The 13,234-nt window shown below is 68.5% G+C and carries 15 protein-coding genes; 4 read left to right on the top strand and 11 right to left on the bottom strand.

The genetic code is table 11. From position 1 onward, the window contains the following. Nucleotides 1-16: 16 nt before the first annotated feature. Both VBO01S_RS12630 and VBO01S_RS12625 read right to left on the bottom strand, forming a co-directional pair. Nucleotides 17-526, bottom strand: a complete 510-nt coding sequence (locus tag VBO01S_RS12630; protein ID WP_255221111.1) for a CNP1-like family protein — start codon at nt 524-526, stop codon at nt 17-19. Between the two features lie 31 nt (nt 527-557). Further along, entirely contained in the window at nt 558-1,226 is a 669-nt protein-coding gene (locus VBO01S_RS12625) for an RNA pyrophosphohydrolase (RefSeq protein WP_062474507.1), read from the bottom strand. A gap of 135 nt (nt 1,227-1,361) precedes the next feature. On the opposite strand from VBO01S_RS12625, the gene VBO01S_RS12620 reads away from it, so the two are divergent. Further along, entirely contained in the window at nt 1,362-3,107 is a 1,746-nt protein-coding gene (locus tag VBO01S_RS12620; RefSeq protein ID WP_062474505.1) for a proline--tRNA ligase, read from the top strand. Further along, nucleotides 3,104-3,760, top strand: a complete 657-nt coding sequence (locus VBO01S_RS12615) for a lytic transglycosylase domain-containing protein (protein ID WP_062474504.1) — start codon at nt 3,104-3,106, stop codon at nt 3,758-3,760. Before VBO01S_RS12620 ends, VBO01S_RS12615 begins: the two co-directional genes overlap by 4 nt. 10 nt (nt 3,761-3,770) lie before the next feature. On the opposite strand, the gene paeA is transcribed toward VBO01S_RS12615, so the two are convergent. The 5 genes from paeA to hemA form a co-directional block, all read right to left on the bottom strand. Further along, entirely contained in the window at nt 3,771-5,090 is a 1,320-nt protein-coding gene (gene paeA, locus VBO01S_RS12610) for a polyamine export protein PaeA (protein WP_062474502.1), read from the bottom strand. Nucleotides 5,091-5,182: 92 nt separating this feature from the next. Beyond that, nucleotides 5,183-5,512, bottom strand: coding sequence for a Grx4 family monothiol glutaredoxin (grxD, locus tag VBO01S_RS12605; protein WP_062474501.1), 330 nt, complete (start codon nt 5,510-5,512; stop codon nt 5,183-5,185). Nucleotides 5,513-5,544: 32 nt separating this feature from the next. Next, nucleotides 5,545-6,402 carry a peptide chain release factor N(5)-glutamine methyltransferase gene (prmC, locus tag VBO01S_RS12600; protein WP_062474499.1) on the bottom strand — a complete coding sequence of 286 codons (858 nt, stop codon included), beginning with the start codon at nt 6,400-6,402 and terminating at the stop codon, nt 5,545-5,547. Beyond that, nucleotides 6,402-7,490, bottom strand: coding sequence for a peptide chain release factor 1 (gene prfA, locus VBO01S_RS12595; protein WP_062474498.1), 1,089 nt, complete (start codon nt 7,488-7,490; stop codon nt 6,402-6,404). The genes prmC and prfA overlap by 1 nt, the downstream gene beginning before the upstream one ends. Nucleotides 7,491-7,595: 105 nt before the next feature. Then, nucleotides 7,596-8,870, bottom strand: a complete 1,275-nt coding sequence (gene hemA, locus VBO01S_RS12590) for a glutamyl-tRNA reductase (protein ID WP_062474496.1) — start codon at nt 8,868-8,870, stop codon at nt 7,596-7,598. Between the two features lie 112 nt (nt 8,871-8,982). On the opposite strand from hemA, the gene VBO01S_RS12585 reads away from it, so the two are divergent. Next, on the top strand, nt 8,983-9,261 hold the full coding sequence (locus VBO01S_RS12585) for a hypothetical protein (RefSeq protein WP_062474495.1): 279 nt from the start codon (nt 8,983-8,985) through the stop codon (nt 9,259-9,261). Between the two features lie 7 nt (nt 9,262-9,268). On the opposite strand, the gene VBO01S_RS12580 is transcribed toward VBO01S_RS12585, so the two are convergent. The 4 genes from VBO01S_RS12580 to VBO01S_RS12565 form a co-directional block, all read right to left on the bottom strand. Next, nucleotides 9,269-9,787, bottom strand: coding sequence for a GNAT family N-acetyltransferase (locus tag VBO01S_RS12580; protein ID WP_062474494.1), 519 nt, complete (start codon nt 9,785-9,787; stop codon nt 9,269-9,271). After that, nucleotides 9,787-10,581 (bottom strand): ABC transporter ATP-binding protein, encoded by a 795-nt coding sequence (locus VBO01S_RS12575; protein WP_062474493.1) that lies wholly within the window; start codon nt 10,579-10,581, stop codon nt 9,787-9,789. Before VBO01S_RS12575 ends, VBO01S_RS12580 begins: the two co-directional genes overlap by 1 nt. Next, complete coding sequence (locus VBO01S_RS12570) at nt 10,581-11,477, bottom strand: ABC transporter permease (RefSeq protein ID WP_062474491.1); 897 nt, start codon at nt 11,475-11,477, stop codon at nt 10,581-10,583. The genes VBO01S_RS12575 and VBO01S_RS12570 overlap by 1 nt, the downstream gene beginning before the upstream one ends. 80 nt (nt 11,478-11,557) lie before the next feature. Next, nucleotides 11,558-12,535 (bottom strand): ABC transporter substrate-binding protein, encoded by a 978-nt coding sequence (locus VBO01S_RS12565; protein WP_157627359.1) that lies wholly within the window; start codon nt 12,533-12,535, stop codon nt 11,558-11,560. 225 nt (nt 12,536-12,760) lie between these two features. Between VBO01S_RS12565 and VBO01S_RS12560 the strand changes: the two genes are divergently transcribed. After that, nucleotides 12,761-13,231: an Lrp/AsnC family transcriptional regulator gene (locus VBO01S_RS12560; protein WP_056578260.1), complete on the top strand. Its 471-nt coding sequence runs from the start codon at nt 12,761-12,763 to the stop codon at nt 13,229-13,231. The last annotated feature ends 3 nt before the right edge of the window (nt 13,232-13,234 follow it).

Raw genomic sequence — 13,234 nt, 5'->3', positions numbered from 1 at the left:
GTGCCCCGCCGCTGCTTCAGGGCAGTTCGCGCAGCGGGTTGCGGATGTTCTGCACCATCTCGTTGACCGAGCTGCGCGGCGCGTTGCCCCGGCACAGGCCCTGCGACGCCAGCGCCGGCACGTAGCTGGAGTTCATGTCCCTCACGCGCTTCCACTCGGGCGACTTCGTTTCCTGCCAGGCGCCGTTGTTGTAGCGGGCATAGCTCTTCATCTCCGCCGTCGAGCAGCGCACGCCTTCATAGAACGCGTTGACGGCACCGCCGGCCCGGTTCTGTGCCACCACCACGTAGCGCACGATGCCGTCCTTCGTGATGGCGATGGTGTTCGGATCGACGCCGAACTTCAGCGTCATGTAGGGCGGCATCGCGATCGGCAGCAGACGGCTTTCACTGAAGGCGGGCGGCGGCGGCACCGCGGTTTCTTCCCACTCCTTGTCCTGCTCGGTGCTCTTGGGCGCCGGTGGCATGCCGGCCTGGGCCCAGTCGGGGTTGTCGGTGTCGTAGCCGCGGGAGGCGCAGGCGGCCAACAGGCCGACGCAGGCGATGACGAGCGCACGCTCAGCGTGGCGTCGGGAAAGAAGAGGGCGCGCTGTTCTTGGGAGGAGGTTCATCGCTCGCAGAAGGAATGTCGGGATGCGGGTCGAAGCTGCCGCCGGGCGGCAGGTCGAGGCCCGCGGGGGCTCCATGGTCCAGCGTGTGGCGCTCGAATTCTCGGGCGCGCACATTGCTGCGCAGGAAGCGGTTGCGGAAATCCTGCCGGGGCAGGTAGCGAGCAAGCTCGGTAAGCGCCATCTCGTAGACGCCGCGCTTGAACTCGACGACCACGTCGAGCGGGACCCAGTAGTCATGCCAGCGCCAGGCGTCGAATTCGGGATGGTCGGTGGCACGCAGGTTGAGATCCCAGTCGTGGCCGACAAGTTGCAGCAGATACCAGATCTGCTTCTGGCCTTTGTAGTGGCCCCGTGCGTCACGGCGGATGAACCGATCCGGCACCTCGTAGCGCAACCAGTCGCGGGTACGGGCCACGATGCGCACATGCTCCGGGTGGAGCCCGACTTCCTCGTGCAGTTCCCGGAACATGGCTTGCTCGGGACTTTCGCCACGGTCGATGCCGCCTTGCGGAAACTGCCAGGAATGCGTGCGTATGCGCTTGCCCCAGAAAACCTGGTTTCTCTGGTTGAGCAGGATGATGCCGACGTTGGGCCTGAAGCCGTCCCGGTCGAGCATAATCAAACCCCAATTTTTGAACTGAGTCGATTATGCATGCCGGGTTGCACTCGGCAAGCGACCGGTTCCGGGCTCTCAGGGTCTCTCCGGGGTGCCTGTCTCCCTCCTCACTTCGAACCCACCTGCGCGATCCCGATGAAAGCTTCCCGATTCTTTGTCTCCACCCTGAAGGAAGCGCCCGCTGACGCCGAGGTCGCGAGCCACCGCCTCATGATGCGGGCCGGCATGATCAAGAAGCTCGGCACGGGCATCTACACGTACATGCCCATGGGCCTGCGCGTGATCCGCAAGGTCGAAGCGATCGTGCGCGAGGAAATGAACCGCGCCGGCGCCGTCGAGCTCACGATGCCCGTGGTGCAGCCGGCCGAGTTCTGGCAGGAGACCGGCCGCTTCGCCAAGATGGGCCCCGAGCTGCTGCGCATCAAGGACCGCCACGACCGCGACTTCGTGATCCAGCCGACCAGCGAAGAGGTGGTGACCGACATCGCGCGCCAGGAAATCCGCAGCTACAAGCAGCTGCCGAAGAATTTCTACCAGATCCAGACCAAGTTCCGCGACGAGCGCCGTCCGCGCTTCGGCCTGATGCGCGGGCGCGAGTTCATCATGAAGGACGCCTACAGCTTCGACCGCGACCTCGATGCGGCCAAGGCCAGCTACCAGGTGATGGCCCAGGCCTACCGCAACATCTTCGACCGCTTCGGTCTGCGCTACCGCGCCGTGGCGGCCGACAGCGGCGCCATCGGCGGCGACCTGAGCGAAGAGTTCCAGGTGATCGCTGCCACCGGCGAAGACGCGATCGTCTACTGCCCCGACAGCAACTACGCCGCCAACATGGAAAAGGCCGAGGCGCTGGCCCCGGCCGGTCCGCGTCCTGCCGCCGCCAACGCGCTCGAGAAGACGCCCACGCCCGGCAAGAGCACCTGCGCCGACGTGGCCGAACTGCTCGGCGTGCCGCTGGCCACCACGGTCAAGTCGCTGGTGCTGGCCACCGACATCCTCGACGACGCCGGCAACATCAAGGGCGCGCAGATCTGGCTGCTGCTGCTGCGCGGCGACCACGACATGAACGAGATCAAGGTCAGCAAGCTGCCTGGCCTGGACAAGGGCTTCCGCTTTGCCACCACCGCCGAGATCGACGAGCACTTCGGCTGCAAGCCGGGCTACCTCGGCCCGCTGAACCTCAAGAAGCCCGTCAAGCTCGTGGCCGACCGCGAGGCCGCCGTGCTGGCCGACTGGATCACCGGCGCCAACGAGATCGACTTCCACATGACCGGCGTCAACTGGGGCCGCGACCTGCCCGAGCCCGACCTGGTCGCCGACCTGCGCAACGTGGTCGCCGGCGACGCCTCGCCCGACGGCAAGGGCGTGCTGGCCATCGAGCGCGGCATCGAGGTGGGCCACGTCTTCGTGCTCGGCACCAAGTACAGCAAGGACATGAATGCCACCTACCTCGACGAAGGCGGCAAGCCGCAGTTCCTCGAGATGGGCTGCTACGGCATCGGCATCACGCGCCTGCCGGCCGCCGCCATCGAACAGAACCACGACGAGCGCGGCATCATCTGGCCCGACGCGCTGGCGCCGTTCACGGTCGTGGTCTGCCCGATCGGCATGGACCGCAGCCCCGAGGTCAAGGTCGCGGCCGAAGCGCTCTACGAAGAGTTGCTGGCCAAGGGCGTCGACGTGCTGTTGGACGACCGCGGCGAGCGCCCCGGCGCGATGTTCGCCGACTGGGAACTGATCGGCGTGCCGCACCGCGTGGTCATCTCCGACCGCGGCCTCAAGGAAGGCCAGCTCGAGTACCAGGGCCGGCGCGACACCGCCGCCACCAAGGTGCCCGTGGCCGGCATCGCCGACTTCATCGCCGGCAAGCTCGCGGCATGAGCGTGGCGGGGGGCCTTTCGCGACGCAGCTGCCTGCTGGGCAGCGTTGCGGCAGGCGCCCTGACGACGCTGGCGCTGCCCCAGGTGGCCTGGGCCGGCGCGCAGATCGAAGAGCCGCTGATCGACTCGGTGCGCACCGCGTTGAGCTCGGCCATCCACAACAAGGCGCCGCCGGTGCCGCAGTTCGCTGACACCGAGGCCCGCCTCGCGTACCTGCGGTGGCTCGGCGAGATGAGCGAGCGCCTGCGCAAGAAGGTCGCCGACCCGGCCACGCGCATCGAGTTCCTGCAGACCGTCTGGTACGAGGCCAAGCGCTCGGGGCTCGACGTGAGCCTGGTGCTGGGCCTGATCCAGGTCGAGAGCAACTTCCGCAAGTTCGCGGTCTCCAGTGCGGGCGCGCGCGGCTACATGCAGGTGATGCCGTTCTGGACCCGCGTGATCGGCGACAGCGATTCGGCCAAGCTGTTCCACATGCAGACCAACCTGCGTTTCGGCTGCGTGATCCTGCGCCACTACCTCGACCGTGAGAAGGGCGACCTGTTCATGACGCTGGGCCGCTACAACGGCAGCCGGGGCCGTGCGCCGTACCCGAACGCGGTGTTCGCGAACCAGCGGCTCTGGGCTTACGTCGACAGGGACCGCTCGGCGGCCTGAAGGTCGTCGCTCAGTCGGCGACCACGGCCTTGGCGGTCGCCGAGCCCTTGGTGACCATCACCTGGTCGATGCGGTAGCTGTCGACGTCCATCACCTCGAAGGTGTAGCCGCCCCAGGTCACGCTGTCCGTGCGCTTGGGCACGCGGCGCAGCATCACCATCAGGAAGCCCGCCAACGTCTCGTATTCCTCGGCATGCGGCAACTCGTCGATGTGCAGCGCGCGCTGCACGTCCTGGATGGGCGTGATGCCGTCGATCAGCCACGAGTTCTCGTCGCGCTTCACGATCTGCTCTTCTTCAGGCGTCGAGGTCGACACCAGGTCGCCCATCACCGTGCTCATCACGTCGTTGAGCGTGATCACGCCCACCACCAGGCTGTACTCGTTGACGATGATCGCGAAGTCTTCGTGCGCCTGCTGGAACTGCTCGAGCACCTCGGTGAGCGAGAGCCGGTCGGGAATCACCAGCGCCTTGTGCAGCGTCAGGCCCTGGTCGAAGGCCAGCGGCTGGCCGCTGAGCACGCGCTGGAACATGTCCTTGGCGTCCACGTAGCCCAGCACGTGGTCGATGTCGCCGTCGCACACCGGGTAGGCGGAATAGGGCTCGGCCACGATGCGCGCGCGCAGCACCGACTCGGGGTCGTCGTGCAAGAACCAGGCGATGCTCTCGCGCGCCGTCATCACGCTGCTGACGAGGCGCGTGTCCAGCTCGAACACGTTGGCGATCACCTGCTGCTCTCGCGCCGCCAGCACGCCGGCCTGCGCGCCGGCCTCGGTCATGGCCAGGATGTCGGCCGAGGTGATCTTGTCGTCGCGCGCCATCGGCATGCCCAGCACCTTGAACAGCAGGTCGGTCGCGCGCGTGAAGAACCACACCAGCGGCTTGAAGGCGGTGATCAGCAGCAGCATCGGGCCGACGATGCGCACCGCAAGCCGCTCGGGCGCGCTCATGCCCAGGCGCTTGGGGAACAGGTCGGCGAACACCAGGAACACCGCGATCACGATCACGAACGAGCACAGGAAGGCGATGTTGGCCGCCACCTCCACGCTGAGCCAGTTCTCGAAGAAGCGGGCGAAATACGGGCTCAGCGAGCCTTCGCCCACCACGCCGCCGAGGATCGCCACCGCGTTCAGGCCGATCTGCACCACGGTGAAGTAGTGGCCCGGCTGCTCCTGCACGCGCAGCACCTTTTCCGCGCGCGGATCGCCCTCGTCGGCCATCTGGCGCAGACGCAGGCGGCGCGAGGCGGCCAGGCAGATTTCGGCGAGGGAGAAGAAGGCGCTCATCGCGATCAGCAGCGCGATGATGAGCAGGCTTTGGGTGAGGGTCATGGCGGCACGTCGTAGACCGCCATGGTGCCATGACTGGCACCGGGTTCGGGCGCGCGCGGGGCGCGGCGCCCGTCAAACGGGGAGCGGAAGGCTCAGGCGGACGCGCCGCCGCCGATCACCTGCTGCAGCTCGCCCGACTCGTACATCTCCATCATGATGTCCGAGCCGCCCACGAATTCGCCCTTCACGTAGAGCTGGGGGATGGTGGGCCAGTTGCTGTATTCCTTGATGCCCTGGCGGATGCCGTCGTCCTCGAGCACGTTGACGGTCTTGAGCGTCTTGGTGTCGACGCCCACGGCCTTGAGGATCTGGATGGCGCGGCCCGAGAAACCGCACATCGGGAAGCTGGCGTTGCCCTTCATGAAGAGCACGAGTTCGTTGGACTTGACGAGGTCGTCGATGCGTTGTTGAGCGTCGGACATGGGGACTCCTGAAGAAAAGTGGGCTGGGGGGATTATTTCACCGTGCGCCAGATGCCGCCGGAGCAGCGCGCGATGCCGGCGAGGTCGTCACGGCTTTGCACCTCGGCAAAGCCGCGGGTGGCCAGCAACTGGCGCACGGCCTCGGCCTGGTCGTGGCCGTGCTCCAGCAGCAGCCAGCCGCCTTCGGCCAGGTGGGCGGGCGCGTCGCGCACGATCTGGCGGATGTCGTCCAAGCCGTCGGCGCCGGCGACCAGCGCGCGGGTCGGCTCGTGGCGCAGCGCGGGCAGGTGCGGATCGCCGGCGGCGATGTACGGCGGATTGCTGGCGATGACCGCGTAGCCGTCGGCCGCGCCGTCGAGCCAGCTCGATTCGGTGAAGCGCACCGGCAGGCCCAGGCGCTGCGCGTTGGCCCGGGCCACTGCGAGCGCATCGGCGCTGGCGTCGACCGCGTCGACCTGCGCGTCGAGCCGTGCATGCTGCAGCGCCAGCGCGATCGCGCCGCTGCCCGTGCCGAGGTCGAGCACGCGCGGGGCCGGGCGGCTGTCCGGAGATGCAAGGCAGGCCAGAGCCCACTCGACCAGCGTTTCGGTGTCGGGGCGCGGCACCAGCACGCGGGCGTCGACCTGCAGCTGCAGGCCGTGGAATTCCTTCTCGCCCAGCAGGTAGGCGACCGGCTCGCCCGCCGTGCGGCGCGACAGCTGGCGCGCGAATGTGGGCCAGGCCTCGCCGGGGAACGGGTCGGTGTCGTGCGCGAGCAGCCAGGCGCGGTCGTTCACGGGGCGGCCCAGCGCGTGCAGCAGCAGCAGCTGGGCGTCCAGGCGGTCGATGCCCAGGGCCATGGCCGCGGCCAGTGCCTGCGCGACGGTGGAGGGTGCGGAGGCTTCGGTCATCACGCCGGCAGGCTCGATTCCAGCTCGGCCAGCTGCTCGGCCTCGCGCGCGGCGCGCAGCGCCTCGAGCACGTCGCCCAGGTCGCCTTCCATGATGGCCAGCAGCTTGTAGAGCGTGAGGTTGATGCGGTGGTCGGTGAGCCGACCCTGCGGGAAGTTGTAGGTGCGGATGCGGTCCGAGCGGTCGCCGCTGCCGATCAGGCCCTTGCGCATGGCGGCGTCCTTGGCGGCGCGCTCGCTGCGTTCCTTCTCCTGGATGCGCGCCGACAGCACCTGCAGCGCCTTGGCCTTGTTGCGGTGCTGGCTGCGATCGTCCTGGCACTCGGCCACGATGCCGGTCGGGATGTGCGTGATGCGCACGGCCGAGTCGGTCTTGTTGATGTGCTGGCCGCCCGCGCCGCTGGCGCGGTAGGTGTCGATGCGCAGGTCGGCCGGGTTGATCTGCACCGCCACGGTCTCGTCGGGCTCGGCCAGCACGGCGACCGTGCAGGCGCTGGTGTGGATGCGGCCCTGCGTCTCGGTGGCCGGCACGCGCTGCACGCGGTGGCCGCCCGACTCGAAGCGCAGGTGGCCGAAGACGTCGTCGCCCACGATGCGGATCACCACTTCCTTGTAGCCGCCGAGTTCGCTCTCGCTTTCGCTCACCACTTCGCAGCGCCAGCCGGCGCGCTCGCAGTAGCGCGTGTACATGCGCAGCAGGTCGCCCGCGAACAGCGCCGACTCGTCGCCGCCCGTGCCGGCGCGGATTTCCATGAAGGCGTTGCGCGCGTCGTCGGGATCCTTGGGCAGCAGCAGGCGCTGCAGCTCGTCCTCGAGCTGCACCAGCTCGGCCTCGGCGCCGGCGATTTCTTCCTTAGCCATCTCGGCCATGTCGGGGTCGTCGAGCATCTCTTGGGCGCCCGCGATGTCGGCCTCGCGCTGCTTGAAGCGCTCGTAGCGGCCGGCGATCTGCGTGACCTCGGCGTGCTCGCGCGAAATGGTGCGGTACTGCGCCATGTCGCTCATGATGTCTTCGCGCGAGAGCAGGAAGTCGAGCTCGCCCAGGCGTTGGACGTAGCGTTCGAGTTGGTGGCGCAGAAAGGATTTCACGACGGAAGGGGCTCGAAAAAGGGGAGGGGAACGCCGCAGTGCAACGGCAGGGCGCATGAAAAGCGCGGCCCGCGCGGCGGGCGGGGCCATCGACGCGCGTCGTCGCTAACGCTCTTTGCGCAGGAACAGGCGCGACAGCGTCTGCGCCGTCTGTTCGCGCGAGGCGGCATCGCCCGCGTGCAGCTCGGCCATGGCGCCGTGCATCATCTTCTGCGTGAGCCCGCGCGACATGGCTTCGAGCACCGCATCGATCGATTCGCCCTTGGCCAGCAGCTTGCGCGCGCGGGCCATCTCGGTGGCGCGCCACTCGTCGGCCTGCGCGTTGAGCTGCTGGATCAGCGGCACGGTGCCGCGCTGGCCCAGCCAGTGCATGAAGCTCTGCACGCCGGCGTCGATGATGACTTCGGCCTGCGCCACGGCGGCCTGGCGGTTGGCCTGGCCCTGCTGCACCACCTGGGCGAGGTCGTCCACGGTGTACAGGTAGATGTCTTCGAGGGCCTTCACTTCGGGCTCGATGTCGCGCGGCACGGCCAGGTCGACCATGAACATCGGGCGGTGCTTGCGTGCCTTGAGCGCGCGCTCCACGGCGCCCAGGCCGATGATCGGCAGCGTGCTCGCGGTGCAGCTGATGACGATGTCGAACTCGGCCAGCCGCGCCGGCAGGTCGGCCAGGCGCATGGCTTCGCCGCCGAAGCGCGAGGCCAGCTTTTCGCCGCGCTCCAGCGTGCGGTTGGCGATGGCGATGGCCTTGGGCTCCTTGGCCGCGAAGTGCGTGGCCGCGAGGTCGATCATTTCGCCCGCGCCGACGAACAGCACGCGGGTCTTGCGCAGGTCTTCGAACAGCTGGCCGGCCAGGCGCACGGCGGCGGCGGCCATGCTGATCGAGTGGGCGCCGATCTCGGTGGCGGTGCGCACTTCTTTCGCGACCGCGAACGAGCGCTGGAACAGCTGGTTGAGCGTGCTGCCGAGCGCGCCGGCGGTTTCGGCCGCGCGCACGGCGTCTTTCATCTGGCCGAGGATCTGGGCCTCGCCGAGCACCATGGAGTCGAGCCCGCTGGCCACGCGGAAGGCGTGGCGCGCGGCTTCGTCGTCGTGCAGGGTGTAGGCGTGCGAGCGCAGCAGGGCGGGGGCCACGCCGCCGCTCTGGGCCAGCCAGCCGAAGGTGTGGTCGAGCGCGATGTGCTCGGAGGCGCAGTAGATCTCGGTGCGGTTGCAGGTCGAGATGATCGCGGCCTCGACCTGCGGGTGGCTGCTGTTGCCGGCGAAAGAGCTGCGCAGGCTGTGCAGCGTCGGGGCGATCTGGTCGAGCGCGAACGCGAAACGACCGCGCAGATCGAGCGGCGCGGTCGTGTGGTTCAAGCCGAGAGCCCAGACTGACATGTCCATGATTATAAAATCAGCAGCCGGGCGAGGTTTGCCGAGGGGCAAATGGCTTTCCCTATGACAGCCATACGCTTCGCCACATGGCCCCGCGCCCACTCGTGGCCCCCTCATGGACCTTCTGGATCTCTTCAATCATCTGCTTAATTTTGCGGCACCGGCGGCCTTCATCGCCCTGGTGCTGGTGGCGGTCGGGCGCTTCCTCGGCGGCCCGCGCACCGGCATTCCGCGCTGGTGGATGCAATGGGCGATCACCTTCGGGGCCGGCCTGCTGACTTCGCTGGCCGGGCTGATCCTCACGGGCCGCGACGGCTCGATGGCCACCTATGCCGCGCTGGCGGTGGTCTGCGGCACCGTGCAGTGGCTTGCGATGCGCGGCTGGGGCCGCTGAGCCGGCCTCAGTCCAGCCGGCGGGCCATGTAGACCGAGTGCCCGGGGTAGGTCGCCAGCCGGGCCTGCTGCGCGTCATCGGCCGGCACCGTGGCCGCATAGCCCTGGCGTTCCCAGAACCCGACCGAAGCCTGCACCGACACCAGCGTCGAATGCTGCCAGCCCGCGCGCAGCGCGTGCGCCCAGGCATGGCGCACGAGGCGCGGCCCCAGGCCCAGCCCCGAGGCCTCGGGGTGCACGGCCAGGTCGTGCAGGTACAGCGCATCGGCGTCGGGCGCCACCTCGAAGTCGCCGTGCAGCGGCGTGAGCTTGCCGCGCTGCGAGGGATACGCCGCCAGGTAGGCCCGCACGGCGCCGCCGTGCTCGGCCACCCAGCCGGTGTGCGGCGAGGCCGCCAGCCGCCGCGCGATGAGCACGCCGTCCTCCACGAACCCCGCGCCGTAGCAGGCGAGCTGGATCGCCAGCACCGCGTCGAGGTCGTCCGCGCGCATGTCGCGCACGAGGAGACGGGAAGGCACCGCGTCCATCAGGCCAGCAGCAGCTTGTCGTCGTCCAGCTTCTCGCCGCGCGTCTGCTCGAACATGCGCAGCAGGTCGGGCACGTCCAGGCCCGCGCGCTGGTCGCCGGCCACGTCGAGGATGACCTGGCCCTCGTGCAGCATCACGGTGCGCGTGCCGTAGTCCAGCGCTTGGCGCATGCTGTGCGTGACCATCATCGCGGTGAGCTGGCTGCCTTCGACGATCTTGGCGGTGAGCTCCAGCACGAAGGCGGCGGTCTTCGGGTCGAGCGCGGCCGTGTGCTCATCGAGCAGCAGGATGCGCGAGGGCCGCAGCGAGGCCATCAGCAGGCTCACGGCCTGGCGCTGGCCGCCCGAGAGCAGGCCGATGCGGTCGGCCAGACGGTTTTCCAGGCCCAGCTTCAGGATCGACAGCTTCTCGCGGAACAGCTCGCGCAGGTTGCGGTTGAGCGAAAAGCCGAAGCCGCGCCGCTCGCCGCGCTTCCACGCCAGCGCCATGTTCTCCTCAATGGTCAGCGCCTCGCAGGTGCCGGCCATCGGGTCCTGGAACACGCGCGCCACCATGCCCGAGCGCTGCCAGGCGTTCAGGCGCGTCACGTCCTTGCCGTCGATGTCGATGCGGCCCTTGTCGACCATCAGGTCGCCGCTGATCGCATTGAGGAAAGTCGACTTGCCCGCGCCGTTCGAGCCGATCACGGTGACGAACTGGCCGGTCGGAATGTCCAGGCTCAGGCCGCGCAGCACGCGGTTCTCGATCGGCGTGCCCGGGTTGAAGGTGATTTCGAGTTGTTGGGCGCGCAGCATCAGTTCTTCCCCTTGAAGAGTCCGCCCAGCTTGCGCTTGTAGGCGGGCACCAGCAGCGCGAACGCCACGAGCACGGCGGTGACCAGGTTCAGGTCCTGCGCCTGCAGGCCCATGAAGTCGGTGTTCAGCGCCATCGCGATGAAGAAGCGGTACAGCAGCGCACCCAGCACGCAGGCCAGCGTGGTGATGACCATGCTGCGCGCGGGCAGCAGGGTCTCGCCGATGATCACGGCGGCCAGGCCGATCACGATCGTGCCCACGCCCATCGAGATGTCGGCCGTGCCCTGGCTCTGCGCGAACAGCGCGCCGGCCAGCGCCACCAGCGCATTGGAGAGCGCCAGGCCCGCCATGGTCTGGAAGTCGGTCGAGATGCCCTGGGCCCGCGCCATGCGCGCGTTGCCGCCGGTGGCGCGCATCGCCAGGCCCGCTTCGGAGGCAAAGAACAGGTCGACGACGATCTTCGCGGCGATCACGATGATCAGCAGCAGCAGCGGCTTGGCCCACTGCTCGGGCATGCCGCCGAAGCTGACCATGCTGAACACGGTGGGTTCGGTGATGAGCGCCACGTTGGGCTTGCCCATCACGCGCAGGTTGATGGAGTACAGCGCGATCATCACCAGGATGCTCGCGAGCAGCTGCATGATCTTCAGCTTGACGTTGAGCCAGGCCGTGAGCCAGCCCGAGGCGGCACCGGCCACGCAGGCCACGGCCGTGGCGGCGGCGGGGTTCCAGCCCGCGACGATGAGCGTCGCGGCCACGGCGGCGCCCAGCGGAAAGCTGCCGTCCACCGTGAGGTCGGGAAAGTTGATGATGCGAAACGACATGAAGACGCCCAGCGCGACCAGTCCGAAAATCAGACCGATCTCGATGGCGCCCAGCGAAGCAATGAGGGACATGGGGGCTTCCGGCGGGAGCGCAGTCGGCGGGCCCCGGCGCCCGGCCTGCGCCGGGAGCGGAAGGCCCGCCGGGGCGGCGTTTACTTGGTGCTGACGACCTTCGCCGACTTCAGCAGCGCGTCCGACAGGGTCACGCCCTGCAGCTTGGCCGCGCCGGGGTTCACCACCAGCTCGAAGTTGGTGCTGGTCTGCGAGGCGATGGCGCCGGGCTTCTCGCCCTTGAGGATGCGCACCACGATCTTGCCGGTCTGGCGGCCGATGTCGGTGTAGTTCAGGCCCAGTGCGGCCACGGCGCCGCGCTCGACGGTGGCGGTGTCGGCGGCCACCACGGGCAGCTTGGCCTGCTGGGCCACCTTCACGATGCCCTCGAAGGCCGAGACCACGTTGTTGTCGGTGGGCGTGTAGATCACGTCGGCCTTGCCGACCAGGCTCTGGGCGGCGGTGGGCACGTCGACCGTGCGCGCGGCGGCGGCTTCGACCACGGTCATGCCGGCGGCCGAGGCGGCCTTCTTGAGCGACTCGACGATGGCCACCGAGTTGGCTTCGCCGGGGCTGTAGATCACGCCGACGCGCTTGGCCGTGGGCACGACCTTCTTGATCAGGTCGATGTGCTTCTCCAGCGGCGACAGGTCGGACACGCCGGTCACGTTGGTGCCCGAAGGCTCCCAGTTCTTCACCAGCTTGGCGGCCACCGGGTCGGTGATGGCCGAGTACACGACGGGAATCGTCTTGGTGGCGGCCACGGTCGCCTGCGCCGACGGCGTGGCGATGGCGACGATCACGTCGGGCGCATCGCCCACGTACTTGCGGGCGATCTGGGCGGCGGTGCCCACGTTGCCCTGTGCGCTCTGGTAGGTGAACTTGAGGTTCTTGCCCGCTTCGTAGCCGGCGGCCTTCAGCTCTTCCTTCACGCCGTCGCGCACGGCGTCCAGCGCCGGGTGCTCGACGATGGCGGTCACGGCGACCGACTTGTCGGCGGCCAGCGCCGGTGCGGCGGCGAGCACGCCGAGGGCCAGGGCCACGGCGCTGAAGGGGGTGCGAAGCAAAGCGTTTTTCACGTAAGGGTCTCCGGGTGGGGAAAGGGGTGTGGGTGCGTTCGAAGCCGCCGGCAAGGCACCGGCAAAGCACCAGGGCGCGCAATTCAGCGGCCCGGCGTGGCGCAACGCCGTCCGGGCGCGTCGAAGTCTAGATCGTACTTTGCACAATTAAGGTGCATGAATACCTCGGGCTTTCCCCGCTTTAGGAAACATAATTGCATCCTTGATGCGTATGAGGAGACGAAATTGCAGATCATCGAACTCGACCGGACCGATCGGCGGATTCTGGACCACCTCCAGGCGCACGGCCGCGCGTCCAACCTGGACCTGGCCGAGGTGGCCCAGTTGTCGCCAGCGCAGTGCCTGCGGCGCCACCGGCGGCTCGAGGAACTGGGGCTGATCAGCGGCTACGCTGCGCGGCTCAACGCGCGGCACATCGGGCTGGGCGTGATCGCCTTCATCCACGTCACGATGGCGCGCGGCCACGTCGACGAGCTGCCCAAGTTCCAGGACCTGATCGCCGACATGCGCCAGATCCTGGAGTGCTACTCGGTGACGGGCGACTTCGACTACGTGCTCAAGGTGGTCGCGCGCGACCTGGAGGCGCTGTCGCAGTTCCTCATGCACACGCTGATGCACATGCCGGGCGTGTCGGCGGTGCGCTCCAGCGTGTGCCTGAACGAGATCAAGTGCACCGGGGCGCTGCCGCTCGAATAGGGC

Source organism: Variovorax boronicumulans NBRC 103145 (assembly GCF_001591345.1).
Taxonomy (GTDB): Bacteria; Pseudomonadota; Gammaproteobacteria; order Burkholderiales; family Burkholderiaceae_C; genus Variovorax; species Variovorax boronicumulans.
The sequence above is the reverse complement of the archived record's forward strand: the minus strand, read 5'-3'. Positions and strand labels throughout refer to the sequence as shown.